This window comes from Curtobacterium sp. 179-B 9B NHS (assembly GCF_045370965.1).
Classification (GTDB): Bacteria; Actinomycetota; Actinomycetes; order Actinomycetales; family Microbacteriaceae; genus Curtobacterium.
Genome location: NZ_JBIQDQ010000003.1, coordinates 120,814 through 147,251, shown reverse-complemented (window position 1 = coordinate 147,251; position 26,438 = coordinate 120,814). Strand labels below are relative to the sequence as shown.

Annotated in this window: 28 protein-coding genes; 14 read left to right on the top strand and 14 right to left on the bottom strand. The window is 71.4% G+C overall.

Annotation, left to right across the window (positions count from 1 at the left end):
• Nucleotides 1–63: 63 nt before the first annotated feature.
• Nucleotides 64–648, bottom strand: coding sequence for a TetR/AcrR family transcriptional regulator (locus ACH0A8_RS04325; protein ID WP_209684700.1), 585 nt, complete (start codon nt 646–648; stop codon nt 64–66).
• A 161-nt stretch (nt 649–809) separates the two neighbouring features.
• On the opposite strand from ACH0A8_RS04325, the gene ACH0A8_RS04320 reads away from it, so the two are divergent.
• Both ACH0A8_RS04320 and ACH0A8_RS04315 read left to right on the top strand, forming a co-directional pair.
• A complete protein-coding gene (locus ACH0A8_RS04320) occupies nt 810–1,448 on the top strand; it encodes an AmiS/UreI family transporter (protein ID WP_311205696.1) in 639 nt (212 codons plus the stop codon).
• 37 nt (nt 1,449–1,485) lie between these two features.
• Complete coding sequence (locus ACH0A8_RS04315) at nt 1,486–2,730, top strand: acyl-CoA dehydrogenase family protein (RefSeq protein ID WP_251154368.1); 1,245 nt, start codon at nt 1,486–1,488, stop codon at nt 2,728–2,730.
• Nucleotides 2,731–2,818: 88 nt separating this feature from the next.
• Here ACH0A8_RS04315 and ACH0A8_RS04310 read toward each other — a convergent pair whose 3' ends face one another.
• Both ACH0A8_RS04310 and ACH0A8_RS04305 read right to left on the bottom strand, forming a co-directional pair.
• Nucleotides 2,819–4,141, bottom strand: a complete 1,323-nt coding sequence (locus ACH0A8_RS04310) for a carboxylesterase family protein (protein ID WP_406906626.1) — start codon at nt 4,139–4,141, stop codon at nt 2,819–2,821.
• 110 nt (nt 4,142–4,251) lie between these two features.
• Entirely contained in the window at nt 4,252–5,547 is a 1,296-nt protein-coding gene (locus tag ACH0A8_RS04305; RefSeq protein WP_251154370.1) for an MFS transporter, read from the bottom strand.
• Nucleotides 5,548–5,786: 239 nt separating this feature from the next.
• On the opposite strand from ACH0A8_RS04305, the gene ACH0A8_RS04300 reads away from it, so the two are divergent.
• The gene (locus ACH0A8_RS04300; RefSeq protein WP_209684703.1) at nt 5,787–6,587 is read left to right on the top strand and encodes a sugar phosphate isomerase/epimerase; all 801 of its coding nucleotides are present in this window, start codon (nt 5,787–5,789) and stop codon (nt 6,585–6,587) included.
• The gene (locus ACH0A8_RS04295; protein ID WP_251154371.1) at nt 6,584–7,699 is read left to right on the top strand and encodes a Gfo/Idh/MocA family protein; all 1,116 of its coding nucleotides are present in this window, start codon (nt 6,584–6,586) and stop codon (nt 7,697–7,699) included. Before ACH0A8_RS04300 ends, ACH0A8_RS04295 begins: the two co-directional genes overlap by 4 nt.
• 62 nt (nt 7,700–7,761) lie before the next feature.
• Here ACH0A8_RS04295 and ACH0A8_RS04290 read toward each other — a convergent pair whose 3' ends face one another.
• Nucleotides 7,762–7,965, bottom strand: coding sequence for a hypothetical protein (locus ACH0A8_RS04290; RefSeq protein WP_251154372.1), 204 nt, complete (start codon nt 7,963–7,965; stop codon nt 7,762–7,764).
• Between the two features lie 10 nt (nt 7,966–7,975).
• Nucleotides 7,976–8,527: a hypothetical protein gene (locus tag ACH0A8_RS04285; RefSeq protein ID WP_251154373.1), complete on the bottom strand. Its 552-nt coding sequence runs from the start codon at nt 8,525–8,527 to the stop codon at nt 7,976–7,978.
• A 307-nt stretch (nt 8,528–8,834) separates the two neighbouring features.
• Between ACH0A8_RS04285 and ACH0A8_RS04280 the strand changes: the two genes are divergently transcribed.
• From ACH0A8_RS04280 to ACH0A8_RS04270, 3 genes are all read left to right on the top strand, one after another.
• Complete coding sequence (locus ACH0A8_RS04280) at nt 8,835–9,254, top strand: hypothetical protein (RefSeq protein WP_251154374.1); 420 nt, start codon at nt 8,835–8,837, stop codon at nt 9,252–9,254.
• Between the two features lie 167 nt (nt 9,255–9,421).
• Nucleotides 9,422–10,927, top strand: a complete 1,506-nt coding sequence (locus tag ACH0A8_RS04275) for an MFS transporter (protein WP_308301812.1) — start codon at nt 9,422–9,424, stop codon at nt 10,925–10,927.
• Nucleotides 10,920–11,912: an alpha/beta hydrolase gene (locus tag ACH0A8_RS04270; RefSeq protein ID WP_251154375.1), complete on the top strand. Its 993-nt coding sequence runs from the start codon at nt 10,920–10,922 to the stop codon at nt 11,910–11,912. Before ACH0A8_RS04275 ends, ACH0A8_RS04270 begins: the two co-directional genes overlap by 8 nt.
• A 55-nt stretch (nt 11,913–11,967) precedes the next feature.
• Here ACH0A8_RS04270 and ACH0A8_RS04265 read toward each other — a convergent pair whose 3' ends face one another.
• The 4 genes from ACH0A8_RS04265 to ACH0A8_RS04250 all read right to left on the bottom strand — a co-directional run bounded on the left by ACH0A8_RS04265 (nt 11,968) and on the right by ACH0A8_RS04250 (nt 16,462).
• Entirely contained in the window at nt 11,968–12,894 is a 927-nt protein-coding gene (locus ACH0A8_RS04265) for a carbohydrate ABC transporter permease (protein WP_311205689.1), read from the bottom strand.
• On the bottom strand, nt 12,891–13,874 hold the full coding sequence (locus tag ACH0A8_RS04260) for a carbohydrate ABC transporter permease (RefSeq protein WP_406906622.1): 984 nt from the start codon (nt 13,872–13,874) through the stop codon (nt 12,891–12,893). Before ACH0A8_RS04260 ends, ACH0A8_RS04265 begins: the two co-directional genes overlap by 4 nt.
• Before the next feature lie 79 nt (nt 13,875–13,953).
• Nucleotides 13,954–15,282, bottom strand: a complete 1,329-nt coding sequence (locus ACH0A8_RS04255) for a sugar ABC transporter substrate-binding protein (protein WP_066651228.1) — start codon at nt 15,280–15,282, stop codon at nt 13,954–13,956.
• Nucleotides 15,283–15,316: 34 nt separating this feature from the next.
• A complete protein-coding gene (locus ACH0A8_RS04250; protein WP_406906619.1) occupies nt 15,317–16,462 on the bottom strand; it encodes an ROK family protein in 1,146 nt (381 codons plus the stop codon).
• Nucleotides 16,463–16,681: 219 nt separating this feature from the next.
• Here ACH0A8_RS04250 and ACH0A8_RS04245 point away from each other — a divergent pair, with 219 nt between their 5' ends.
• The 3 genes from ACH0A8_RS04245 (at nt 16,682) to ACH0A8_RS04235 (ending at nt 20,768) form a co-directional block, all read left to right on the top strand.
• Nucleotides 16,682–17,587: an ROK family protein gene (locus ACH0A8_RS04245; RefSeq protein ID WP_251161094.1), complete on the top strand. Its 906-nt coding sequence runs from the start codon at nt 16,682–16,684 to the stop codon at nt 17,585–17,587.
• Nucleotides 17,588–17,698: 111 nt separating this feature from the next.
• The gene (locus tag ACH0A8_RS04240; RefSeq protein WP_406906617.1) at nt 17,699–19,021 is read left to right on the top strand and encodes a hypothetical protein; all 1,323 of its coding nucleotides are present in this window, start codon (nt 17,699–17,701) and stop codon (nt 19,019–19,021) included.
• Between the two features lie 43 nt (nt 19,022–19,064).
• The gene (locus ACH0A8_RS04235; protein ID WP_066651222.1) at nt 19,065–20,768 is read left to right on the top strand and encodes a beta-N-acetylhexosaminidase; all 1,704 of its coding nucleotides are present in this window, start codon (nt 19,065–19,067) and stop codon (nt 20,766–20,768) included.
• A gap of 102 nt (nt 20,769–20,870) precedes the next feature.
• Here ACH0A8_RS04235 and ACH0A8_RS04230 read toward each other — a convergent pair whose 3' ends face one another.
• The 3 genes from ACH0A8_RS04230 to ACH0A8_RS04220 are packed head-to-tail and all read right to left on the bottom strand — an operon-like array spanning nt 20,871 to nt 22,324.
• Nucleotides 20,871–21,488: a TetR/AcrR family transcriptional regulator gene (locus tag ACH0A8_RS04230; protein ID WP_066651220.1), complete on the bottom strand. Its 618-nt coding sequence runs from the start codon at nt 21,486–21,488 to the stop codon at nt 20,871–20,873.
• A gap of 48 nt (nt 21,489–21,536) precedes the next feature.
• The gene (locus ACH0A8_RS04225; RefSeq protein ID WP_066651217.1) at nt 21,537–22,094 is read right to left on the bottom strand and encodes a MarR family winged helix-turn-helix transcriptional regulator; all 558 of its coding nucleotides are present in this window, start codon (nt 22,092–22,094) and stop codon (nt 21,537–21,539) included.
• 47 nt (nt 22,095–22,141) lie between these two features.
• Nucleotides 22,142–22,324, bottom strand: a complete 183-nt coding sequence (locus ACH0A8_RS04220; protein ID WP_066651213.1) for a hypothetical protein — start codon at nt 22,322–22,324, stop codon at nt 22,142–22,144.
• A gap of 141 nt (nt 22,325–22,465) precedes the next feature.
• Here ACH0A8_RS04220 and mgrA point away from each other — a divergent pair, with 141 nt between their 5' ends.
• A complete protein-coding gene (gene mgrA / locus ACH0A8_RS04215; protein WP_066651210.1) occupies nt 22,466–23,509 on the top strand; it encodes an L-glyceraldehyde 3-phosphate reductase in 1,044 nt (347 codons plus the stop codon).
• Nucleotides 23,510–23,630: 121 nt separating this feature from the next.
• On the opposite strand, the gene ACH0A8_RS04210 is transcribed toward mgrA, so the two are convergent.
• On the bottom strand, nt 23,631–24,422 hold the full coding sequence (locus ACH0A8_RS04210; protein ID WP_406906613.1) for an alpha/beta hydrolase: 792 nt from the start codon (nt 24,420–24,422) through the stop codon (nt 23,631–23,633).
• Nucleotides 24,422–24,949 (bottom strand): phenolic acid decarboxylase, encoded by a 528-nt coding sequence (locus ACH0A8_RS04205; protein ID WP_209684726.1) that lies wholly within the window; start codon nt 24,947–24,949, stop codon nt 24,422–24,424. Before ACH0A8_RS04205 ends, ACH0A8_RS04210 begins: the two co-directional genes overlap by 1 nt.
• A 62-nt stretch (nt 24,950–25,011) precedes the next feature.
• Here ACH0A8_RS04205 and ACH0A8_RS04200 point away from each other — a divergent pair, with 62 nt between their 5' ends.
• From ACH0A8_RS04200 to ACH0A8_RS04190, 3 genes are all read left to right on the top strand, one after another.
• On the top strand, nt 25,012–25,482 hold the full coding sequence (locus tag ACH0A8_RS04200; RefSeq protein ID WP_081984511.1) for a MarR family winged helix-turn-helix transcriptional regulator: 471 nt from the start codon (nt 25,012–25,014) through the stop codon (nt 25,480–25,482).
• Nucleotides 25,483–25,605: 123 nt separating this feature from the next.
• Nucleotides 25,606–26,049 (top strand): Hsp20/alpha crystallin family protein, encoded by a 444-nt coding sequence (locus ACH0A8_RS04195; RefSeq protein ID WP_066651206.1) that lies wholly within the window; start codon nt 25,606–25,608, stop codon nt 26,047–26,049.
• A 14-nt stretch (nt 26,050–26,063) separates the two neighbouring features.
• Nucleotides 26,064–26,378, top strand: coding sequence for a hypothetical protein (locus ACH0A8_RS04190; RefSeq protein ID WP_066651202.1), 315 nt, complete (start codon nt 26,064–26,066; stop codon nt 26,376–26,378).
• The last annotated feature ends 60 nt before the right edge of the window (nt 26,379–26,438 follow it).

Sequence of the window (26,438 nt, the reverse complement as noted above, 5' to 3'; positions counted from 1 at the left end):
GGGTGCCCGCGGGTACCGGCAGGGCGCTGCGCGAACGTCCGGTGCCCGCGCTGCCGGCTCCCCTCAGGCCGCGACGGCGGCGGCGGCCCAGCCGGCCCGCATGCGTGCGACCGCCCGGTCCCACCCGGCGAGCAGGTCGGCGTCGTCGCGGAGCATCGCCTGCAGCTGCAGCCCCTCGAAGAGCGCGACGAGCTGCTCGGCGGCGTGCCGCGGTGAGGCCCCGCGGGACTCACGACCGGCGACGACGTCCCGCACGAGGGCGAGGGTCACGTCCTCGAAGAGCATCGTGTACTGCTGCCGGAACCACCCCGACGCCGGGTGGCCCGGGGTCGAGGTCGCACTGAGCAGCGCGACGCGGACCCGCACGACCGCGGGGTGTCGGTGTCCGCGGTCGAGCCGGGCTCGGAGGTACGCGACGGCCCCCTCCTGCTCGGCGACCCCGCGGAGCGCATCGCGGCCGTCCTTGGTCCACCGGTCGACGACGGCCACGACGAGCAGCTCCCACGACGGGAACACGCGGTGCACCTCGGCCACCGTGACGTCGGCGGCCCGGGCGACGTCGTCCGGGCCGACCGTGTGGAAGTCGCCGTCACGGAAGGCATCGGCGGCACCGGAGACGATGCGGGCGCGGAGGTCGGCGTCGGGCATGTGGTCGATCCTGCCCACGGAGCGGTGTGCGCGCGACCTCCCGTCCGGGGGCGAGCGACGTCGGGAGCAGCAGTGAGCGCTCGACGTCACGGATCGTCACCGTCGGACACAGTGCGACACAACCCTTCCGCGGCGGTCCCCTCGCTGCCACGGTCGTCGCCATGGCGTACATCTGCTTGGTGCTCTCCGGAGCGGCACTGCTCATCAACGGGCTCACCCTGCTCGGTCGGGTCCCCGGCCGTGACAGCGGTGTGTTCAACGTCCTGATCGGCGGGCTGCAGCTCGTGCTGTGCACGGCCGTCTCCGTCACGGCCGACGGGTCACTGCCCGTCCTGCTCTCGATCGCGGGGACGTTCCTCTTCGGCCTCACCTACCTGTACGTGGGGATCGACGCGCTCGCGGGGCTCGGCTCGACGGGGCTCGGCTGGTTCTGCGGCCTCGTCGCCGCGATCGCCGTCGTCTTCGCGGTCACGAACGTCACCGTCGACCCGGTCCTCGCCGTGCTGTGGGCGACCTGGGCCGGGCTCTGGACGCTCTTCTTCCTCCTGCTCGCCCTGGGTCGTGACCTCGGCCGGTACACCGCCTGGGCCCTCGTCCTCGCCAGCCAGACCACCACGACCGCGCCGGCGCTCCTCGGGCTCTCCGGTCGGTGGCCGGCCGGGGCCGCGTGGACCGTCGGCGCCGCCCTGGTCGCGCTCGTCGTCTTCGTCGGCGCGGCCGTGCTCTCCCGACGCGGGGCTCGCAGAGCACCGTCGACCCCCGCCCAGCCCCAGGTCGTCACACCGACGGCCACCGCCTGAACAGCACCCGCACACGCAACCCGGAAGGCACGACACCATGACCGACACCACGGCCGACCAGCTCGGCACCGCCCAGACCACCGCACCGGTCGACTACGAGACCCTTGCCGGTCGCTTCCGGCCGATCTTCGACCGCATCGCCGCCGGCGCCTCCGAGCGGGAGCAGGACCATCGGCTCCCCTTCGACGAGATCCGCGAACTCGCAGCCGCCGGGTTCGGCGCGGTCCGCGTCCCCGTCGCGTTCGGTGGCGCGGGCGCGACCCTCCCGCAGCTCTTCCGCCTGCTCACCGAGCTCGCCGCCGCGGACAGCAACATCCCGCAGGCCCTGCGCGGGCACTTCGCCCTCGTGGAGGACCGTCTCGTCGGGCGCTCCGGCGAACGCGATGCCTGGCTCGGACGATTCGGTCGGGGCGAGATCGCCGGCAACTCCTGGACCGAGGTCGGGGCCGTGCAGGTCGGCGACGTCGTCACGAAGGTCACACCGCAGGACGACGGCACCTTCCGCGTCAGCGGGCAGAAGTACTACTCGACGGGCAGCATCTTCGCGGACTGGATCGACACGTACGCGGAGCGCACCGACACCGGCGAGCGGGTCATCGCGATCGTCGACGCACACCAGCCGGGGGTCGCCCACTCGGACGACTGGGACGGCTTCGGCCAGCGGACCACGGGCTCGGGGACGAGCACGTTCACCGACGCCGTCGTGCAGGCCGACGCGGTCGTGCTGTTCGACCACCGGTTCAAGTACCAGACCGCGTTCTACCAGGCGGTGCTCCTCACCGTGCTCGCCGGCTCCGTCCTGGCCGCCGAGCGGGAGATCGCGCTGCAGGTCAGGAACCGCAACCGGGTGTTCTCGCACGGCAACGCCGACACCTTCGCCGCGGACCCGCAGATCCTGCAGGTCGTCGGCGAGGTGTCCGCGGCCGGATTCGCGGCGACCGCGATCGTCGACCGGGCAGCCGAGGCGCTGCAGGCCGCGTACGAGGGTGCTGCCCTCGACGAGGCAGAGGACGAGCGCCGGAACGACCGCGCCGAGCTCGCGACCGCACAGGCGCAGGTCTCGCTCACGTCCCTCGCGACCACGGCGACGTCACACCTGTTCGACGCCCTCGCGGCCTCGGGTGTGAGCACGACGAAGAACCTCGACCGGCACTGGCGGAACGCCCGCACCGCGGGGAGCCACAACCCGTGGGTGTTCAAGGCCCGGATCGTCGGCGACCACGCCGTCAACGGGGTCGAACCGCCCCGGGTCTGGGCGATCGGGGCGACGCGTCGCGGCTGAGCACCGCGACACCGCAGCACACCGTCGCAGGGGTCGGGGCCGAGTGCCCCGGCCCCTCGCGGTGCAGCCGGTACGGGCCCGGTGGAGGTCACCCCCGGTCGAACACCAGCGTCTCGTCGTCCGCCGCCGTCACCCGTCCGGTCCGCGCGAACTCCGCCCAGACCGCCCGGAACGCCCGCCCGCGCCGTTCGACCTCCGGCCAGTCCCGCTCCGGCACGAAGCGACTGCCCACCCACGCCGAGCGACCGCCGAGCAGCAGCGGCAGGTCGCTCATGTGCACCGCACCGACCGGCGCCACGGACGGGTGCCGCAGCAACCGGTAGACCGTCGCCCGTCCACCGGCGGCCCGGTGACGATCGGCGAAGCGCCGCGCATCGCGGCCGTAGATCACCTCGGACAGGGGCCGCACGAGCAGCCAGCGCAGCAGGGGTCGGACCAGGCGGGACCGCGCGGCCGTCCGGAGCCCCGGGACGAGCGGCACGTACATGCCCGCCTCGTCCGAGCCGGACCCGATGAGCACGTCGACCTCCGGTGCGACCGACCGCCAGGCCCGGTCGGTGTCGCGCTCGGCGGGCAACGGTGCGAACCCGTACTGCGTGCCGAACGGCATGCCGCCGGCCAGGCCGTACCGGCCACCGGCCTTCGTCGCGAGGGCCTGCCGCTCGAGCACCTCGTCGAGCGACGTGTCCGCCGCGACCGACCCGACGGCCCGGACCATCGCCCGGTTCATCCGCGCCCGCCCGCGCGAGAGCCCGAGCGGCGCGCTCTGCACGATCGCGCGGCGGAACAGGCCGCGGGCGCCCTCGCTGATCATGAGGTGCGCGATCGCGTCGGCTCCGGCGGACTGCCCGGACGCGGTGACGGAGTCGGGGTCCCCGCCGAACGCCGCGATGTTCCGCTGCACCCACCGGAACGCCTCGACCAGGTCGAGCAGTCCGAGGTTGGCCGGCACCGTCTCGCCGTCACCGAGGAACCCGAGCACCCCGAGCCGGTAGGTCACCGTGACGACGACCACGCGCTGCTCGGTCACCAGGTCGTGGGCGTCGTGGATCGGCAGGTCACCGCCGCCGAGCACGTAGGACCCGCCGTGCACCCAGACCACCACGGGCAGGAGCTCGTCGGGTCGGACGTCCGAGGGCACCGTGATGCTGAGTCGCTGGCAGTGCTCGTCGACCTGCAGGTGGTCCATCGACGGCAGGAGCTGGTCGACGAACTGCGCGCTCGGCTGCGGTGGGACGGGCGCCGGGGTGTCCGCGCGGAACGGCCCGCTGAACGGCGGTTGCGGCGACGGCGGCGCGAAGCGCTCGGCCTGCGCGTAGGGGATCCCGAGGGCGCGGGTCACGTCGCCGTCGACGACCGCCTCGATCGTGCCGGCCGGGGAGTCGAAGGAACGGGTGTCGGTGGAGCGCACCGACCCACGGTAACGACGCGACCTGCGGACGGACGGCGGACGCCAGACGAACGGACCGGAGGCGCGGTGCCAGCTGGCACCGCGCCTTCAGTCCGTCAGTGCGACGGGCGTCAGCGGACCCGCTTGATCGGGATGACCACCAGGGCGCCCAGCAGAGCGACGACCCCCGCGGCCCAGCACATGAGCTCGTAGTTGTCCGGGTGGCTGCTGCCGATCTTCAGGAAGAAGAGCGAGATCGCGGGTGCGAGCGACTGCGGCAGCGCGTTCGCGATGTTGATCACACCGAGGTCCTTGCCCGGGCGGTCGGCGTTCGGCAGGACGTCCACGACCAGGGCCGTGTCGATGGCCGAGTAGATGCCGTAGGCGAAGCCCATGACGACCTCGGCGACGTAGAAGCCCGTCACGGTGTCGGCGTGGGCGAGGATCACCAGGCCGACCGCGAACAGCGCCGTCGATCCGCCGACGAAGACCTTGCGGCGGCCGATGCGGTCCGACGCCCAGCCGGAGAGTGCTGCGCTGACGAGCAGGGCGAGCGTGTAGAGGAGCACGCCGAACGCGACCGCCTCGGTGGCCTCCTTCAGGTCCGCGATCCCGAGGTGCTCCTGCATGTAGAGCAGGCGGTACGTCGTGAACATGAACGTCGCCAGGATGATCAGGAAGCGCGACCACCACGCGAACGCGAAGTCGGGGTTCTTGATCGGGTTCGTCCAGAACGACGAGATGAGGTTGATCCAGGTGAACGGCTTGAGCTTGTAGGTGGGCAGGTCGTCACGGGCGACCAGGGCGTACACGACGACCAGGACGATCGCCAGGATGCCGGGAGCGATGAACAGCACCGGCAGGTTCGCGACGAAGAACACCGACAGGTAGGTGCCGGCGAGCACCGCGATGTTCTGCGCCAGGGCGATGATGCTCGACGCCCGGCCGCGTTGGAGCTGCGGCACGTTGTCGGCGAAGCTCGCGAGCAGGGTGGCGAGCGTGGCGTTCGCGGCGAGCTGCGCGAGCAGCCAGCCGAGCGTCAGGTTGAGGACGTCGGGCGCGTAGGCGATCCAGGCGAGCGCGATCGCGAAGACGACGACACCGCCGAGCAGCCACGGGCGTCGGCGGCCCCAGCGCGTGCGGGTCCGGTCGGACAGCGCGCCGGCCAGCGGGTTCATGATGAGCGCACCGAACGCGCCGATCGGCAGCACGGAGCCGATGACGTTCGCCGCGTCGTCGCCGACCAGGGCCTGTGCCTTGATCTGCATGCTGACGTAGACCGGGGCCATGAGCGCCACGAACAGGCCGAACTGTCCGAGGAACAGGGCGACCTGGTAGCCGATCCCCACCTTGACGGTGCTGACGGGCTGGGTGATGCCCGCTTCCGGGTCCAGCAGTGCGGGGCTGCCGGGTTCGGGTGTGCTCATGACGCCTCCTTGAGTCGATCGGAAACCTTGTACTGCAAGGTTTTCCGTCGGCGAGCATACATCGCCCGAGGCGTGATCGACACGTGTCGTCCAGACGGCGCGCGAGTGCGCAACCGACGACGCGCGACAAAAACTACACAGCGGGTGGTTTTTGGGGTAGCGTCGGTCTCGATCTCGCCGGGGAGCATCGATCCTCGACGGGCCCCGACAACCTGACAGGACCGAAGGAGCCCTCTGCCATGCCCACCACCTCTGTGCAGCTGTACTCGCTGCGCGACGCCATCGCCGAAGACCTCGACAAGGCCATCGCCCGGGTGCGCGAGATCGGCTACGAGAACGTCGAGCCGTACGCGTTCGTCGAGCGCGCCGCCGACCTCGAGAAGGCCTTCGCCGCCACGGGCCTGAAGGCTCCGTCCGGCCATGTCGCCGTGATCGACGCCGAGGACACCGCGCCGATCTGGGACGCCGCGGAGCGCCTCGGCATCCAGACCGTCATCGACCCGTTCATCCCGACCGACCGCTGGCAGACCGCCGACGACGTCGCGAAGATCGCCGAGCGCGTCAACGAGCTCACCGCCGAGGCCACCGCGCGCGGCCTGAAGTTCGGGTACCACAACCACCAGTGGGAGTTCACGAACAAGGTCGACGGCAAGACCGTCTACGAGCTCTTCGTGTCGCAGCTCTCGCCGGAGACCGTCCTCGAGGTCGACACCTTCTGGGCGACCGTCGGCGGCGCCGACGCCCCGGCCGTCCTGCAGTCGCTCGGCGACCGCGTCGTCGCCATCCACGTCAAGGACGGCAAGGTCGACGGTGACATCCTCACCGCGCTGCCCTCGTCCGAGAGCGCCCTCGTCGTGCCCGAGGCACTGCAGCGCGCCTTCGAGAACCAGACCCCGGCCGGCCAGGGCGACGTCGACGTGCGGGGCATCCTCGCCGCCGCGCCGCAGGCCATCCGCGTCGTCGAGTTCGACGCGTACTCGGGCGACGTCTTCCAGGGCATCGCCGAGTCGCTCGAGTGGCTGAAGGGCAACGACAAGTGAGCCGCGTCGGAGTCGGCATCATCGGTGCCGGCAACATCTCGGACCAGTACCTGACCAACCTGACGCAGTTCGCCGACGTCGAGGTCCTGATGGTCGCCGACCTCATCCTCGAGCGCGCGGCATCGCAGGCCGAGAAGTACGGCGTGCCGTCGTCGGGCACGGTCGAGGAGCTCCTCGCCCGCGACGACATCTCGATCGTCGTCAACATCACGATCCCGGCCGAGCACGCGAAGGTCGGCCAGCAGATCATCGCCGCCGGCAAGCACACCTGGAGCGAGAAGCCGGTCGCCACCACCGCCGAGGACGCCCAGGCGCTCCTGGCCGCCGCATCGGCCGCCGGCGTCCGGTACGCGACCGCCCCCGACACCGTGCTCGGTGCCGGCATCCAGACCGCGATCCGCGCCATCGCCCGCGGTGACATCGGCACGCCGCTCACCGCGACGACGATGTTCCACGTGCCCGGCCCGGACCAGTGGCACCCGGACCCCGAGTTCCTCTACGCCGAGGGCGCCGGTCCGCTGTTCGACATCGGCCCGTACTACGTGACGACCCTGCTCCACGCGTTCGGCTCGGCCTCGCGCGTGCAGGCCGTGTCGTCGAAGTCCCGCGAGACCCGCGTGATCGGCTCCGGCCCCCGCGCCGGCACCGAGTTCGCGGTCGAGGTGCCCACGCACCACGCCGCGCTCATCTCGTTCGCCGACGGGCAGTCCGCCCAGACGACCCTGTCGTTCCAGCACGCCCTGCCCCGCAACGGCTTCGTCGAGATCAACGGCTCCGAGGGCACGATCGTGCTGCCGGACCCGAACGTCTTCGACGGTGACAGCACGCTGTGGACGCTCGGCAAGGACGAACCGACGACCCTCGAGCACAAGGGCTCGACCTGGGGTCGCGGCACGGGCGTCGTCGAAATGGCACGCGCGATCGCCGAGGGCCGCCCGGAGCGCGCCTCCGGTGCCGTCGCGTCCCACGCGCTCGACGTCATGCTCGGCATCCGGGACGCCGCCGATTCCGGCCAGGCCGTCGAGATCACCTCGCGCATCACGAAGCCGGAGCCGCTGCCGGAGGACTTCGACCCGGCTGCTGCGGTGCTGGCGGAGGGCGCGAACGCCTAGCCAGCCACGTGACGGACGGGAGGCGCGGTGCCAGCTGGCACCGCGCCTCCCGTCCGTCGCGTTCAGCGCCTGGCGTTCCGGCGGCGACGACGACGGATCATCGTCCCGACGTACATCCCGCTCGCCCCGACGGCGACCGCGTTGACCAGCGCGCCCGTCCACTGACCCGGTGTGTCCACCGTGCTGGCGAAGTACGCAGAGCCGGCCACCAGCAGGCCGACCGCGACGGCGACTGCGAACCAGACGTTCGTCAGGATCTTCAGCACAGCTCTGCACTCAGGCACATCGGGGTGCGTGGTGCGAAACCGGGTAGACGCGTAGCGACTTCGTACCGCAGCGGATGCCACCACCGCTGCCGATGGCATTGCTCGCGAGGAGCGCTGCCACCTGCGCAACGGCACACACCGCGGGGCCGAGCGCGCACATGCCGGACGCGATCGCGGACAGCGCGCCACTGATGATGAGGTTCTGATCGAACGCGTTGAACGCGACGTACATGCCGTAGCGGTCCGACCCCGTACCCAAGCGGGCGTCCGAGCCGCCGGTGTTCAGTTCGAGCGTCGTCCCACCTTCCCCCTCGATGACGACGGTCGTCGTACCGTCAGCTGCGGTGTGCTCCGCAGTGATCGCTCCTGCGGACCGGGCTTCCTCGATGGCTCGATGAACGGTTTCCATCGTGACGGCATCCGGCGCCGTGCCGTCGATGCTCTGGGACACGTCCGTTGATGAACGGGCAATTGCGTTCGCAGCGGGAGCGTTCACGAGGCCGGCTGCGATGAGTGCCCCAGCCAACGCGACACCGGCCGATCGGGTACGGAAATTCTGCATGATCGTCTCTATCTCTCGAGGTGTGCACCAGGATCTGGACATCCCGGTGGGTCGACCGTAGTGCCGGACCTCTCGAATGTGGAACAGTGGTATATCTGCTGCATGCAAGGAGGCCGCCCCGCCTGCCGGTCGCTCGGCCACCCGGCTTCGTCTCGAGGGATGATGCCGCTGGACGCGGTGCGTGCGACAGTCGCACGTGAGACGGGATCCGATCGCCGACAGAGGAGACAACACGCGTACGACGAGTGGCTGGACACGGCGACGTCGGATCGCGGCCACTGCCGTCGCGGTCGGTGCCGTGCTCGCGGTGACCGGGACGGCTGCGGTGGTCCAGCGGGTCGAGACCGCGCGACGCCTCCCTCCGGCGAGCGCCTCGTCGGAGCAGGTCCTCCGCGTCTACCTCCGCGCCGCCGAGGGCCACGACTGCGCGGTGACCGAAGCCCTCACGGCTGCGCACGCGCCGTCGTCACCCGATCACGCGTGGTGCGGGCAGCGGCAGCCGACGTCCTGGTTCGACGAGCACCCGGACCTGCTCGTCCACCGGAACGTCGGCGCCGTCGAGTGGATCCCGGCCGACGAGCGAGGCGGGGGCGCCGAGGAGTGCATCCCCGTCGACGTCACCGAGACGAACATGAGCGGCGCCGACCCCGGGACCCTGCGGGGGTGGCAGTTCTGCTTCCGCCACACCGAGGACGGGTGGCGGCTGTACGACGAGGGCTACGGGTGAGCGACTCGTTGCACTGAGCCGCCCGGCAGGTCCCCAGCCGCTCTTCTGCACGTGCCGCTGATCGGCTACTGTTCCTCGCAGAGGGAAAAAATCCCGCGCCGCTCACCGGCCGGGAGCGTGCACGCGTCTCACGGGAGTCGCCACTTCTTCATCGAAGGAGTGCACCCGTGTCTGCACACACCCCACCCGCCCGTCTCCGTGACACGTGGATCGCCCTGTCCGGGCTGTCCGCCGTGTTCCTCTTCGAGATGCTCGACAACTCGGTCCTCACCGTCGCCCTGCCGACGATCGGTCGGGACCTCGCCGCGTCCACCGCCTCGCTCCAGTGGGTCTCGAGCGCGTACTCGGTCGCATTCGGCGGGCTCATGCTCCTGTTCGGGGCGGTCGCCGACCGGTTCGGCCGCCGCCGCACGATGCTCGTCGGGCTGGTGCTGCTCGCCGCGGCGAGCGCCGCGACCGTCCTGGTGACCAGCGTGGAGCAGCTCGTCGTCGTCCGGGTCCTCACGGGCCTCGCCGCCGCGATGACCACGCCCGGCTCGATGGCCCTGACCTTCCGGCTCTTCTCCGCCGACGACCTGCGCGTCCGGGCGCTGACCGTGGTGTCGACCGCCGGGCTCGTCGGGCTGGCGGTCGGCCCGACGGTCGGCGGCTTCGTGCTCACGGTGGCGCCGTGGCAGGTGCTCCTGGTGGCGAACGTGCCGATCGCCCTCGTCGCGCTCGTCGGCATCCGCTCCGGGATCGGGGCCGATCGGCCGGCGGACCTGCACCGGCACCCGCTCGACCTCGTCGGCGCCGTGCTCGGCACGGCCGCCGTCGTCGGCGTCCTGGTGACCCCGACGCTCGCCGTGTCCACCACCGGCTGGCCGACCTGGGCCGCGGCGACCGCCACCGTCGCCGCCGTCGCGGGCTTCGTCGTGCGGGAGCGGACGGCCCCGCACCCGCTGCTCGACCTCACCCTGGTGGCACGGCCCCTCGTCGCGAGCGGTCTGGCGTACAAGGCCGCCGCCGGGCTCGCCACCGCCGGGCTGTCCTACGCGGTGACCCTGCAGCTGCAGGCTGCGTGGGGGTGGCCGCCGGCCCTCGCCGCGCTCGGCACCCTGCCCCAGGTCGTGGTGCTCCTCGCGAGCGGCCGCTTCGTCGGGCCCGTCGTCCGGCGGGTCGGGCTCGATCGGGCCGCGTGGACGAGCGCCACGGCCGTCGTCGTCGGGCTCGCCGTGTTCACCCTGTCCGGGCGCACCGGGTACCCGGCGGTCGCGGTCGCCCTCGTGCTCGTCGCGGCCGGGATGCGTGTGGTCGGAGCGGTCGCCGGGGCCAGCGTCCTGTCCGGGCTCCCGACGGACCGCACGTCGATCGGGGCGGCACTCGTCGACACCGCGAGCGAACTCGCCACGGCGGTGGGGATCGCTGCGACCGGGACGGTGCTCGCCGCGCTCGTCCCCGGCAGCGTGACCGTCGCCCGGACCACGGCAGCGCACGCTGCCGCCGTCGTCGGTGCGCTGCAGGTCGCCGGGGCCGTGATCACCGTGATCGCGGCGCTGCTCGTCGCCGTCGGGGTGCTCCGCGCGCGACGCGCCGTCGGCACGCCGGAACCGACCCCGACCCCGCCGATGCCGTCCTCTTCCTCTTCCTCGTCCACTTCCGCCGACCACCACCAGGAGCCCTCCCGTGCCTGACACCACCTCGCCCCGACCGCACTTCGACCCCGAGCTCGCCGTCTTCCTCACCGCGCTCGAGGCCCGTGGACCGTTCACCATCGACGCCGCGGCCCTGCCCCGGATGCGTGCGCTCGAGATCACCGAGCAGGAGCTCGACGACCGCCTGCGCGCCCGCGGGCTCGAGCGGCGGCGCATCACCGTCCCCGGACACGGCGGTGACCCGATCGACCTCGCGGTCATCCAGCGTGCCGGCCGGACCGGCCCGACCACGGGCGTCTACACGATCCACGGCGGGGGCATGGTGATGGGCCACCACCTCGGCAACCTCGACTCGTACGACGACTGGCTGCTCGACCACGACGTCGTGCTGGTCAGCGTGGACTACCGTCTCGCTCCGGAGCACCCCGACCCGACCCCGGTCGAGGACTGCTACGCCGGACTCGTCTGGGTCGCGGAGCACGCCGACGAGCTCGGCATCGACCCGGCGCGCATCGTCGTCGCCGGCCAGAGCGCCGGCGGGGGCCTCGCCGCGGGGACCGTCCTGCTGGCCCGGGACCGCAGCGGCCCCGAGGTCCTCGCGCAGGTCCTGGTCTCCCCGATGCTCGACGACCGCGACGCCTCCGTGTCGACCCGGCAGATCGACGGCGTCGGCGTGGCCGACCGCCAGGCGATGCACTTCAGCTGGGGCGCGTACCTCGGCGAGCGCCGGGGCACCGACGACGTCTCCCCGTACGCGGCACCGGCGCGCGCCGAGGACCTGTCCGGACTCCCCCGCACCTACGTCGACTGCGGCAGCGCCGAGGTCTTCCGCGACGAGACCGTGGCGTTCGCGAGCGCGCTGTGGGCCGCCGGGGTCGACGCCGAGCTGCACGTGTGGCCGGGCGCGTTCCACGGCTTCACGAGCATGGTGCCGGGAGCGGCGGTCTCGCGGTCCGCGGTCGCGGCCCTCGCCGACTGGACGACCCGGCTGCTCGGGGAACCCGACCCGGCGCCGCGCACCTGACGCGCACGGACGGGAGGCACGGTGCGGACCCGCACCGTGCCTCCCGTCCGTCGAGTCAGCCCTTCACCGCTCCCGCCGACATCCCCGAGACCAGGTTGCGCTGGATGATCATGAAGAACACCACGACCGGCAGCGAGAACAGCACGGACGCGGCCATCTGACCGGTGAAGTCGGTGCCGGTCGTCTGGGTGGTGAACGACGCGAGCCACACGGGCAGCGTGTAGTGCGCCTGGTCCTGCATGAACGTGTACGCGACGATGTAGTCGTTCCACGCGGCGATGAACGCGAAGACGCTCGTCGCGATCATGCCCGGCATCACCAGGGGGAAGAGCACCTTCGTCAGGACCTGCCACGTACTGGCACCGTCGATGCGCGCTGCCTCCTCGACCTCCATCGGGATCGCGAGGAAGAAGCCGCGCATGACCCAGATCGAGAACGGCAGCACCGCAGCCACGTAGGCCAGGATCAGCCCCGCGTAGGTACCGGTGAGGCCGACCTGGTTGAAGATGAGGAACTGCGGGATGAGCAGTGCGGTCCCCGGCAGCATCTGGACGAGCAGGATCGTGACGAGGATCGTGCGACGGCCACGGAACCGGAACCGCGAGAGTGCCGCCGACGCCAGGATGCCCAGGGCCAGCGAGAGCACGACGGCCCCTGCCACGACGATGGTCGAGTTGCCCAGGTAGACCAGGAAGTCCGCTCGGGTGAAGGCCGTCACGAAGTTGTCGAGCGTGGGGTGAGCCGGAGCGAAGAGCGGGGTGCTGGTCAGGGCCTCGGAGCGGGGCTTGAAGGCCGTGTTGATCATCCAGTAGACCGGGAAGATCCAGACGACGCAGAACACGATCGCGATGGAGCTGCTGATCCAGCGCACGGGGCGCCGGCGACGGCGGATGCGTCTCGTCGCCGCGACGCCCTCGGGGGTGGGGACGGCTTCGGGGACGTCGGCTCGGACGGGGACGCCCGTCGGCATCGCGGTGGTCACAGCTCTTCTCCCGATCGGACGAGGTTCCGGATGTAGAGGGCACTGAGCGCCATGAGGATCAGCGCCGCGATCACGGCGACCGCCGAGCCGGTCCCGATGTCGTGCCCGACGAATGCGGTGACGTAGGTGAAGACACCGAGGGTGGACGTCGCACCGTCCGGACCGCCCTGCGAGACGAGCCAGATCTGGTTGAAGACGTTGAAGTCCCAGATGATCGAGAGCATCGTGACGAGGAGCAGGGTCGGTCGGAGGTACTCGATCGTGACGACGCGGTACACCGTCCACTCGGAGCCGCCGTCGAGCCGGACGGCCTCCTTCACCTCGATCGGGATCTGCGTCTCGGCGGCGTACAGGGTGAGCGCGATGAAGGGCACCGCCTGCCAGACGACGAGCATCCAGATGGACGTGTACGCCAGGCCGGCGCTGTTGCCCCAGTCGGTGTCGGTCATGTCACCGAAGACCCGGAGCTGCGTGAGCGCCCAGTTCACGACCCCGTAGCCCGGCTGGAAGAGCCAGTTCCACACGAGCGAGGACGCCACGTTCGGCATGCCCCACGCACAGATCAGGACGATCGTGACGGCGTAGCGGAGCACCACGCCCAGCCGGGTCATCAGGTGCGAGACGCCCGCGCCGATCAGGATGCTCCCGAGGACCATCGCCGCCGTGAACAGCACGGTGCGGACGAGCGATGCCCAGAAGGCCGGGTCGGAGAGGATCTGCCCGTACTGCGCCAGCCCGACGGCGTCGTACGCACCGGTGAAGAGCGAGCGCTGGTCGTAGTCGGTGAACGACGTGAAGACCAGGAAGACGATGGGGGCGACCGTCACGAAGACGAGCACGAGCCCTGCTGGGGTCAGGAGCCAGAGGGGGGCGAACGAGCGGGTTGCCCGGCGCTGCGGAGCGCCGCCGGGACGATCCCCGGGCGAGCGGTCGGGGCGGCTGCGGCGCTCCGTGCTCGGGCGGGTGGCTGAGGCGGTCACGTCTGGCCTTTCCGGTCGGGGCGGGCGGTGCGGGAGCCGTCGCGTGACGACGGCACCCGCACCGTTCTGGTGGGTCGTCCTACTGCTTGTTCAGGACGTCGTCGGCGGCCTTGTCGAAGGTCGCCGCGGCTTCCTCCGGCGTCTTCGAACCGGAGACGATGCTCGAGAACAGGGTGTTGATGCTCTGGTCACCCTCGAGGTCGGCCCACCGGGCGTTGGCCGGGGTCGCCTTCGAGTTCAACGCGGCGGTGAAGAAGGCCTTGTTGATCTCGCTCAGGCTGGAGTCGGCGGCCTTGATGCCCTCGGTGCTGTTCGGGATCCAGCCGTTGTCGCCGTAGACGTACTTGCTCTGGACGTCCGGGCTCGACGCGATCTCGACCCACTTGAGCGCCAGGTCGGTGTTGCCGGACTTCGCTGCGATGCCCCAGTCCGATCCACCGAGCATGACCGGCTGTGTCTTCCCGGACTTCCCCGGGAACGGGAAGGTGCCCATCGTGTCCGCCGTCATCTCCGGGTTCGCCTGCTCGATGAGCCCGAGCGTGCCGCTGGTGCTGAGGATGGCCGATGTCTTGCCGTCCGCGAAGACCTGGTTCATGTCCGGGCTGTCGGTGTTGAGGGTGGCCGAGGCCTTCGTCGAGTACGCGTTCGCGAACGCCCGGAAGTCCTCGAGGCCCTGCTGCGCCTTCGCGTCGCCGAACCCGGCCTTCCACGTCCCGCCGTCCTCGGTCGCGATGTCACCGCCCGCGTCCCAGACGAACTGCATCCCGGCGTACCAGTACTGACCGGGCATGTAGAAGGCGGAGAAGTCCTTCGCGGTGTTCGCTGCCTTGACCTTGTCGAGGTCGGCCGTCAGTTCCTCGTAGGTGGTCGGGACCTCCGTGATGCCGGCGTCCTTCCACATCTGCTTGTTGTAGATGACCGATCGGGCGCCGGCGAAACCGGGGACGCCGTAGAGCGAGCCCTCCACCGTGGCCGGGTCGGACAGGCCGTCGAGCCAGGTCTGCCCCTGTGCCAGGTCCGACTCGTACGGGGTGAGGTCCAGCAACGCGCCGTTCGCTGCGTAGCTCGCGACCTGCGTGTTGCCGAGGTCGAGGACGTCCGGCGGCGTGTTCGTGGCCAGCGCGGTCGAGACCTTGGTCGTGATGCCGTCCCACTGCTGGATCTGCACCTTGACCTTCGCGCCGGTCTCCTTCTCGAACTGGTCGTTGATCGCGGCGATGGTCTTGTCGGAGTAGTCCCCGGTCATCGCCCACACGGTCAGCGTCTTGCCGTCCCCCTTGACGTCCCCGATCTCCTTGGTGCCACCGCTGCCACCAGCACCGGTGTTGCCGGCGCTGGAGCACGCGGTCACCCCGAGGGCGACGGTCAGGGCCACGGCAGCTGCTGCCGCGAACTTCTTCGTACGCATTGCTTCTCCTTGGTGGTCGTTCTGCTGTGTCGGATCAGCTGACCCCGAGCTCCGCGGCGAGCAGGAACGCTGCCCCGCCCCGGAGGATCAGGTCGCTGTTGGTGGACGTGGCCGTCACGGCGAGGTCGTCACCCACGCTCGCGAGCGTGCGGGCCGAGACGGTGTCGTGCACGGCTTGCACGAGGGGACCCTCGACGAGGTCGGCGGGCCCGGTGACGACGATCTCGGTGATGTTCACAGCACTGACGATCGGAGCGAGCACCCGGCCGAGGGTGTCCCCCGCAGACCGGAGGAGGCCGGCACGGTCGGCGACGGGGGCAGCGTCGAGCCGCCGAGCCAGGTGGTCGGCCCCGATGATCACCTCGAGGCACCCACGGCGCCCGCAGGGGCACGGCTCGCCGTCCTCGTCGATCGTCAGGTGGCCGATCTCACCTGCCGCGTAGCGCTCACCGAGCACGAGTCGTCCGCCGAGCACCATCCCCGTCCCCACGCCGTGCTCGAGCGCGACGACGAGCACGTCCCGGGTCGGGTCGACCTCGAAGGCGTGGACGCCGAGCGCCGCGACGTTCGCGTCGTTGAGGACGTGCACCGGGAGCCGGAAGTGCTCGGCGAGCTGCCGCTGCAGGGGCAAGCCGCCCCCGAGTGCGACCGAGTCGAGGACCGTGCCCGTCTCGTCGATGACGCCGGGGCACCCGACGGCGATCCCGAGCAGGCGACGCGACGTCGTCGCCGCCAGGCGCTCGACGAGTCGGATGATGCGGTTGAGGGCCTGGTCCCCGACGGCACCGTCGACCTCGATCTTCGCGCTGTCGACGACGTCGCCACGCAGGTTCGTGACCGCCCCGACGAAGTGGTCGGGGACGGAGAGGTCCACGACGACGATGTGGAAGGCGTCGACGTTCAGGTTGATCAGGGTCGCGGGCTTCCCGACGCGCAGGTCCTCGCGGGGCCCGAGTTCGGTGACGAGGGCATCGGCCTCGAGTTCGGCGACCAGACCGGAGACGGTCGGCCGGGTGAGCCCCGAGTGCCGGGAGAGGTCCGCTCGGCTCATCGCGCCGTCGGTGAAGAGCGTCTGCAGGATCAGGGAGCGGTTGAGCGCCCGGCTGTGCTGCGGCAGGGCCTTGCTCCGTTGACGCCGTACCTGCGCCGCGAAGGGTGCCGGAGCATCCGTGTCGTTCACCAATGGGGTTCCTCCCTCCGAGTGGTTGCCTTAGTAAAGGACCGTTCCTAATCCGATGTCAAGCACCGATCTGAAGCCGTAACAGCCCCGTGATCTCGCGGAAACACTGCTCGACACGCTCTTGCCAGCGTCGAGTTAGGCGTGTTTACTAACCCGCATGCGCAGCCTTGACGCCGCGTCCTCGCTGACGAGGCCGCGCACCCCCAGGACGGGAGCACCATGAGGATCGGCCTCGACATCGGCGGGACGAAGATCGACGCCGTCGCCGTCTCACCGGCGGGCGACGTGGTCGATCGGGTCCGGGTCCCGACCGGCTTCGGGCCCGACGCGGTGGTGGCCGAGACGCTCGCCGTCGTCCGATCGCTCGAGGTCCGGACGCGCTCGACCGCGGACACGATCGGCATCGGTGTCCCCGGTCTGGTCGACCACGAGACCGGCTGGGTGCGACACGCTGTCAACCTCGGGCTCTCGGAGGTCGCACTCGGTCCGCTGGTGGCCGCTGCGACGGGCGCGGCGGTCCAGGTCGAGAACGACGTGAACGTCGCCGCGCTCGGTGCCGCGCAGGCGATGCAGCTCGACGGGCCGCACGCGTACCTGAACATCGGGACGGGACTCGCCGCCGGACTCGTCGTCGACCGGCGCCTGTGGCGCGGAGCACGGGGCAACGCCGGCGAGGTCGGGCACATCCCGGTCGTGCCGGACGGGCAGCCCTGCGTGTGCGGTCAGCGCGGCTGCCTCGAGACCCTCGCATCGGGGTCCGCCCTGGCAGTCGCGTGGCCGGGCCACGGCAGCTCCGCAGCGACGGCCCTGTTCGACTCGGCCGACGCGGGTGATCCCGCTGCCGTCGCCGTCCGCGACCGCTTCGTCTCGGGCCTCGCATCGGCCGTGCGCATCCTCGTCGTCACGGCCGACGTCGAGTCGGTCGTCGTCGGCGGTGGGCTCGCCACCCTCGGCGAACGCCTGCTCGCCCGCGTGCGCGCCGGCTTCGACGGCGCCGCGCGCACGTCCCCCTTCGCCGCCTCGCTCGACCTGTCGTCCAGGGTCCACATCGCCCCCGTCGACCGTCCGCTCGCCGCACTCGGGGCCGCGTTCCTCGCGCCCGCGCCGGCCGTCTCGACCGCCTGACCGCGGTCGAGCCAGCCGTCTCGACCGCCTGACCGCGGTCGACCGGCCGCCCGCACCACCGAAGCCTCGAACCCACCGATCGCGTCCCGACGCAGCGGAAGTGAGCACACCATGACCGGAACATCCCGTCCCTCCGACCACGACAGCCCCCGAGCGAGCGGCACGCTGACGCGCCGAGGGATCGTGCTCGGCGCCGCGGCGACCGTCGCGTCCGCCGCGGTCACGCTCGGCGCCCCGGGCATCGCCGCCGCGACGCCGCCGGCCGTACCGCGCGGGGGTGCTCGACCCCCGGCCGGTCCGGTGTCGCGCGGCCGTTCCCGCGACCTCGCCTACGAGTACCTCGACCTCCGCATGGACGAGTACGGCTCCGGCACGGAGCTCCGCCTCCCCCGCAGCTACTTCGGCGGGTACTTCGCGTCGCTGCCCACCGAGTTCGTGTCGTCGTTCGCCTACGACGATGCCCTCATGGTGCTGGCCTGGCTCGGCCGGGGCCGGCACCGCGACGTCCAGCGGGCCACGGTGCTCGGGGACACCCTGCTGGCGCTGCAGGCTGCGGACCCGATCGGCGACGGTCGGACCCGGGCCTCGTACCAACCCGACACCTTCCCCGTCGCGACGCCCCCGCGTCCGATCGACATCGGTTCCCCCGCCGCCTACACGGGGAACCAGTCGTGGGTCGGCATGGCGTTCTGCCGCCTGTTCGTGGTCACCCGGGAACGTCGGTTCCTCGACGGCGCGCTCCGGCTCGGCGCCTGGATCGAGACGAACGCCCGCGACGACGTACGGCAGCCCGCCGGGTACACGGGCGGACGGAACGCCGACGACCAGCCGATCACCTACAAGTCGACCGAGCACAACATCGACGTGACGGCGTTCTTCACCCAGCTCGCCCGGCTCACCGGCGACCGCACCTGGTCCCGACGAGCGACCCTGGCGGAGACCTTCGTCCGCGCGATGCAGGACCGGACCGACGGGCACCTCTGGACCGGCACCGACCCGGACGGCACGACGATCAACCGCACGCCGATCCCCGAGGACGTGCAGGTCTGGGCGTACCTCGCCACGCTCGATCGCCGGTACTCCGCATCGGTCACCTGGGTGCTCGACCACCTCATCGCCCACGACGGTCCGTACACCGGCCCGTCCTTCTCGGACACGGACGTCAGCAAGGTCTGGTTCGAGGGGTCCGGTCAGCTGGCGCTCGCCCTGGAGGCGCGGGGCGCGCGAACGGACCGCACCCGGTCCGCCTCGGTCCTCGACAGCGTCCAGCTCGCGCAGCGCACGCAGGCGAACGGCGACGGGAAGGGCATCGTCTCGGCGTCGTCCGACGGACTCGACACCGGGTTCGGCGACCTCTACCACTCGAGCCTGCACACCGGTGCGACGGCCTGGTACCTGCTCGCCGTCACCCGCACGAACCCGTTCCGCCTCTGACCAACCCGATCCGTCCCCGACCACCCCGGAAGGACAGCACCGCATGCTCATCCCCCGCCCCCGCTCCCGCGTCGACGGCGCCGGCTCGTTCACCCTCGACGAGCGGACCCGCGTCACCGCCGACCCCGCGGCCGAGCCGGTCGCGCAGTACCTGCAGCAGGTCCTGCGCGCCTCCACCCGTCTCCCCCTGTTCGGCGCCGCCGGCGCGACCGACGTCCCCCTGGTCGCCCTCCGGATCGCCGCCGATCCGAGTGACCTGCCGGAGGGCCCCGGCGGTGACCGCTCGGAGGCCTTCCGGCTGGAGGTCACCACCGAGGGCGTCGTCGTCACCGGCGGTGGCCCCGCCGGCGTCTTCTACGGCGTCCAGGCACTCCTCCAGCTGCTCCCCGCCGACGTGTACCGCCGCGGCCAGGTGCGCACCGAGGGGTGGACGCTCCCGGTGACGGTCGTCGAGGACGCCCCGGCCTTCGCCTGGCGCGGCGTGATGCTCGACGTCGCCCGGCACTTCCGCACGAAGGCGGAGGTCCTGCGCCTCGTCGACCAGCTCGCCGTGCACCGGCTCAACCGCCTGCACTTCCACCTGACCGAGGACCAGGGCTGGCGCATCGAGATCACGAAGTACCCGCGGCTCACCGAGGTCGGGTCGTGGCGCACCGAGTCGCAGGTCGGCGCACACGTGCCGGACGCGGACGGCACCCTCCGGGTCGCGGGGAAGGACGGACGCCCGCACGGCGGCTCCTACACCCAGGACGACATCCGCGAGATCGTGGCCTACGCGGCCGACCGGTTCGTCACGGTCGTGCCGGAGATCGAGACCCCCGGACACGTCCGCGCCGCGCTGGCCGCGTACCCGGAGCTCGGCGTGCACCCGGAGCGGCAGCTCGACGTGTGGACCGAGTGGGGCATCGCGCACGACGTGATGAACGCCGAGGACAGCACGGTGCGGTTCTTCACGGACGTGCTCGACGAGGTCGTCGCGCTCTTCCCCTCCGAGTACATCGGCCTCGGCGGCGACGAGTGCCCGAAGGACCAGTGGGAGGACGATCCCCGCACCCAGGAGCGCATCCGGGAGCTCGGCCTCGCGGACGAGGAGCAGCTGCAGGCCTGGATCGTCGGGCAGCTCGCGGCGCACCTCGAGTCGCACGGACGCCGGGCGTTCGGGTGGGACGAGATCCTCGAGGGCGGCACGCTGTCCCCGTCGGCGACCGTCGTCTCGTGGCGCGGGTTGCAGGGTGCGATCACCGCCGCACGGCGTGGGCACGACGTCATCTCGACACCGGACGACCAGGTCTACCTCGACTACCGGCAGAGCGACCTGCCGAACGAGCCGATCCCGGTGTCGATCGTGCTCACCGTCGACGACGTGTACGCCTTCGACCCGGTGCCCGCGGAGCTCACCGAGGCGGAGCGGGCACACGTCATCGGCGGGCAGGCGAACATGTGGACCGAGCACGTCGACACCGTCGGCCGACTCGACTACCAGCTGTTCCCGCGCGTGGTCGCCCTGTCCGAGGCGCTCTGGTCGGCGGACGTCGCCCGCCCGCGCGACGTCGAGGAGTTCCGGCAGCGGTTGACGCACCACCTCGCCAGGCTCGACGCGCTCGGCGTCGCGTACCGGCACGAGTCCGGCCCGCGCCCGTGGGAGGAACGGCCCGGTGTGCCGGGTCGCCCCCACAGCCGCGAGGAACGCGCGGCGTACGTCGACGCGATCACGGCGAACATCGCGGACGGTGCGCCGGCGTCCTGAACGGGGCGACCGACGGACGGGAGGCGCGTGGCGGCACCGCCACGCGCCTCCCGTCCGTCACTGGTGGCGCACCGGCGACGGGTCCGGTCGCGCGGAGCCGCCTCAGTCGTCCGCGGCGGGGATGATCGACTCGAGCAGGCGGAGCACCCGCTCGCCGTCGACCGCCTCCGGGTCGAGCAGCCACTGCACCTGCAGGCCGTCGGACGCGGCGATGCCGAGGCTGGCGAGGTCGACCGGGTCCAGGTCGGCCCGGATCCGTCCGGCGGCCTGGTCCGCGGCGATCAGCTCGGCGAGGTCGGCGCGGAGCCGGGTGAAGCGCTCGCGCATGAAGTCGCGCGTGGCGGGGTGCCCCTCCTGCACGGCGTCGGCCGCGAGCGTCGTGTAGAGCTGCACGAGCCCGGGGACCGCGCGGTTCCGCGACGCGCTCTCGCGCATGTCGCCGATCGCGGACCGCAGGCGGTCCGGGGCGTCCTGCTCACGCACCTCGTGCTCGCGGTAGACGGCGAGCAGCAGTTCGTCGCGGCTCGGGAAGTAGTGCCGGAGCGCCGCGTGGGTGATCCCGAGCGCGTCGGCGACCGAGCGGAGCGACGACGCGTCGACGCCCTGCGCCGCGACCATGCGGATCATCTCGTCGAGGATCTGCGCACGGCGTTCGGCGCCCTTGCGGTACCCGCCGCGTCGGGGCGGGGTCGCGCCGTCGTCGTCGACCTCGTGCGTCATCCCCCCAACTTACCGCTGGAAGGTTTTCGCGCCACCCTGCGGTCGCCGCTAGGAGTCGTTCGGCTCCGCAGCGCCGTCGGGGTCGACCGTGTACTCGTCGACGGGTGTCGGGGTCCCGACGGCGAGGGCGTCGGTGATCTGCGACAGGCAGCGCGCGAGCACCTCGTTGTCCTCGCTCGACAGGTGGTCCATCACGCCGACCACGGCCTCGTGGAACCGGGCGTACGACGAGTCGATCTTCTCGGCGGCCTGCACCGTCGGCTCGAGCACCTGCGCCCGTCGGTCGGTGGGGTGCGGGACGCGGACGATGTCGCCCTTCGCCGCGAGCCCGTCGACGATCTTCGTGACCGACGCGTTCGAGACGTTGAGCATGACGGCGAGGTCCTTCGGGCCCATCGCCCGACCGTCCCGGTGCGCCTGCAGCATGTACCGCACCGTCAGGAACTCGTTCTTCGTCAGGCCGCTCTCGGTGCGGGCCTGCTCCAGCTGCTGCTCCTCGACGTGCTGCAGACGCAGGAGCGCGTCGACGGCGACCTTCGCGGCCTTCGACCGCGGCTCCCTGGCGTAGAGGTGGACGTGCTCACGGCGGACGACGGTCAGGGGCATCGGCTGGTGGGGTCTCTCTGTCGGGCGGATCCGGTCGGAGCGGGTGGCTACGCGGTGGGCGCCGTGAAGAAGTCAGCGTACGACGGTTCGCTGCGCGTCGACAGGAGCGACGGGTCCTGGATGCGCCGGGACACCCAGGCGTCGATCACGGCGGGGTCGGTCAGGCCGACCCGTGTGTGGGTCGCGGACATCCGTGTGGTGCGCGGCATCCCGGAGTACGTGCTGTGCATGACTGATCCCGCCTTCCTGCGTCGTTGCCGTCCTGGTCGGACGAGTGAACTGTTTCACGACGCGAACGATCAGTGCAACGAACCTTTCGCGTTCTGTACGGTTCGCGCGGCACTCGACGGGGCGGGGCCAGGATGGGTCCCATGTCCTACATCGCCGCGGACGACCGCTACGACTCCATGCCCTACCGCCGGACCGGCCGCTCCGGCCTCGACCTGCCACTGCTCTCGCTGGGCTACTGGCACAACTTCGGCGACGACAAGCCCTTCGAGACGCAGCGGGCGATCAGCCGTCGGGCGTTCGACCTCGGCATCACGCACCACGACCTCGCGAACAACTACGGCCCGCCCTACGGCGCCGCCGAGGTGAACTTCGGCCGGCTCATGCGCGAGGACTTCCGTCCCTACCGCGACGAGATGGTGATCTCGACGAAGGCGGGCTGGGACATGTGGCCCGGGCCGTACGGGCAGGGCGGCGGCTCGCGGAAGTACGTGCTCGCCTCGCTCGACCAGTCGCTCGAGCGGATGGGCCTGGACTACGTCGACGTCTTCTACTCGCACCGCCTCGACGCCTCGACCCCGCTCGAGGAGACCATGGGCGCACTCCACACCGCGGTCCAGCAGGGCAAGGCGCTCTACGTCGGGATCTCGTCCTACGACGCGGAGCGCTCCCGACAGGCCGCCGAGATCCTCCGCGACCTGGGCACGCCGCTCCTCATCCACCAGCCCTCGTACTCGATGCTCAACCGCTGGATCGAGGACGAGGGCCTGCTCGACGCCGCGGGCGACCTGGGCTTCGGCGTCATCGGCTTCACCGCGCTCGCGCAGGGCCTGCTCACCGGGCGGTACCTCGACGGCGTGCCGGAGGACTCGCGCGCCGCCGCCGGGAAGTCCCTCGACGCCGGGTCCCTGACGGACGAGGTCGTCGGACACCTGCGGGCGTTGAACGACATCGCATCCGACCGCGGGCAGAGCCTCGCGCAGCTCGCACTCGCGTGGGCACTGCGCGACGAGCGGGTGACCTCGCTCGTCATCGGGGCGTCGCGCGTCGAGCAGCTCGAGCAGAACGTCGCGGCGCTCGGCAACCTGTCCTTCACGGACGACGAGCTGCGCCGCATCGACGAGCACTCGGTCGGCGTGCTCGACGTCGACCTGTGGTCGGGAGCCCGTTCCGGTCAGGTGAGCTGACCCCCGCGAGGTTCGACCCGGTTCCGTCCGGCCTGGGTCGCGGAACGCAACGTCGGCGGTCGCTCGCAGCGCTGTACCGCTGCGAGCTGCCGCCGACGTTGCGTCGTGCGGGACGGTGGCGTCAGCGCAGGCCGAGCCGCTCGTCCAGCAGCGCCAGGAGCCGCTCGCGGAAGGGCACCGAGGACCAGCCGTGGTCCGCACCGTCGACGACCGTGAGTCGCGCACCCGGCAGGAGGTCGGCGTACCGGCGACCGTACGACACCGGCACGATCGCGTCCTCGCTGCCGTGCACCACGTCGGCCGGTGCGCCGTAGCCCGACACCGGCCCGTACACGTCGAGGTCGTCCTGCACGTCGGCGATGAACGCGCCACCGAGGGGCATCCCGCCGAAGTCGAACCATCCGTGCTCGCGCACCGGGGCGAGCGGCTGCCCCTGGATCACGTCGTGCTCCGTGATGTCGTCCACGACGACGCCGGCGGGCGACCACAGCGTGAGCGTCCGGACGAGCGAGGGCTCCTGCGCCGCGGCGAGCGCCGACTCCACCGCCCCCAGGCTGTGCGCGACGACGTGCACGCCCTGCCCACGGTCGGCGGCGCGGATCATCGTGACGACCTGTTCCACCTCGTCACGGATGGTGATGTCCGCGAACTCCCCGTCACTGGCGCCCTGTCCGAGTCGGTCGTGACTGCGGACGACCGCGCCTCGGGCGACCAGGTGTCGTGCGGTCTGCACGAAGAGCTGGTGCCCGCCGAGCGCACTGTCGCTGAAGCCGTGCACGAGCAGCACGACGGGCGCATCCGCGGCCGCACCGTCCTGCGGCTCCCACTGCCATCCGCGGACCGTCCGACCGTGGTGGTCGAGCGTGGTCGGGGTGGTGCGGGGATCGGCGCCCCGCAGCGGCACGACGAACATCAGTTCGTCCGGTCCGCCCAGCCGGCCGGCAGGTCACCGGGAGCGGTGTCGATCACGGTCTCGTCGTCCGCGCCGACGTGCTCGAACAGCGTGATGTGCGCGAACTCCGGCACGACGTAGATCGGGTAGGTCGGACCCTCGTCGCGGAAGCGCTGCATGTCGTCCAGGTGGTCGTTCTGGAACAGCACGGTCTTCTGCCCGTCGAGCTCGATCCAGCGCGGGAAGAAGATCGTGCCGTGCAGGACGCGCTGCTCCGGGACGACGTTGACGACGACGCTGGTGCCGGTCGGCTCGTTCCAGGACACCTTGTAGACGCCGGGGGCGAGGGCGACGAGGTCGACGGTCTGGTCCTTCACCCAGCGACCGCCGACGTGGCCGGTGTGGATGCGGTAGTCGATGGTCGTCGCGTTCTTGACGTACATCTCGTACTGCCAGCCGTTGGCGTACGTGTAGACGAACCGGTGGCCGACGATGCCGGTGAGGTCCTGGGGCGGTTCGGGGTGCTCGACGGAGGTCTGCGTGGTCATGCGTCGAGTTTGCTCCCGAACTGGTTTTGTTGCAAACAAACCTCGCTGCTAGGTTGCCGTGTGTGCAGGGTACGGACGGACCGGGCGGCACGACGCAGGTCGCGCGCAGACTGAGCGACCGCATCGGCCCGTTCCGACGCGCCCTCCTCCGCACGTCGCGTGAGGTCGCCGACCTGCCGGACCTGCCCGACGCCCAGGTCGAGGTGATGCGGGCCCTGACGGGGACCACGACCACGCCCTCTGCCCTCGCCGGCCGGCTCGGACTGGCTCGCTCGACGGTGAGCAACCTCGTGTCGGCGATGGAGACCGCCGGGCTCCTCGAGCGACGACTGGCAGCGGGTGACGGACGCCGGACCGAACTCCGCCTGACACCCCTCGCCGAGGAACGACTCGCCGCCTACGACGACGCCTCGACCACCGTGCTCGTCGAGGCGCTCGACCGGCTGCCCCCCGAGGACCGAGCCGCGCTGGCCGCAGCGCTCCCCGCACTCGAGCACCTCCACCGCGAGATCGCGCACCGCGGCGACCACTGATCGTCGGCGACCCGGTGCTCCCAGCGCCCTCCGAGCGTTCTCTTGGCACTCCTGAGGGGAGAGTGCTAGAACATGACGCAGTTGAGTCGAAGGGACTCAACAAGGACGAAGGAGTTGATCTCGATGACGATGCAGTTCGACCCGTTCCGCGAGCTCGACCGACTCGCCGGCTCCCTGCTCGGTGCCGGCGCCGGTGCTCCCCGCTCGATGCCGATGGACCTGTACCGGACCGGCGACCACTACGTCCTCGACGTCGACCTGCCGGGCATCGACCCCGGATCGGTGGACGTGGACGTCGACGGCTCGGTGCTCACCATCCGCGCCGAGCGCACGCTCGGTGCCCCCGAGGGTTCGCAGTGGCTGACCCGCGAGCGCCAGCCGGGCACGTTCGTCCGGCAGCTGACGCTCGGCGACCACTTGGACACCGCGCGCATCAGTGCCGCCTACGACAACGGCGTGCTGAGCGTCACGATCCCGGTCAAGGAGTCCGCGAAGCCCCGGAAGATCGACGTCACCACCGGTGGCGGGGCGCAGCAGCTCGCGGTCGGCAGCGGTTCCACCGAGTAGTCCGGGGGCGTGCGGTGACGACGATCATCAACGCCTTCCTCGCCGTCGCGGTCGTGACGGGAGCGCTGGTCGCGACGAGCCTGGACCGTCGGGTGGCCGTGCTCCTCGGCGCGGCCGGCAGCACGGCGGGGAACTTCCTCACCTGGCTGGTCGCGCCCGGCGCGTGGGCACAGGTCCCGCTCGTCCCCTGGCTCGCCGCGGTTGCCGGCACGGTCGCGCTCATCGCACTCTGGAGCGCGACGCGCCTCTGGTCCGGCATCTTCGAGCCACCGCGCGCACCGCGCGACGACGACACCGCCGCGCTGGCGACGGTGGGCGTGGAGTCGTGACGGCGTGACCACGTGACGGACGGGAGGCGCGGTACCGGCTGGCACCGCGCCTCCCGTCCG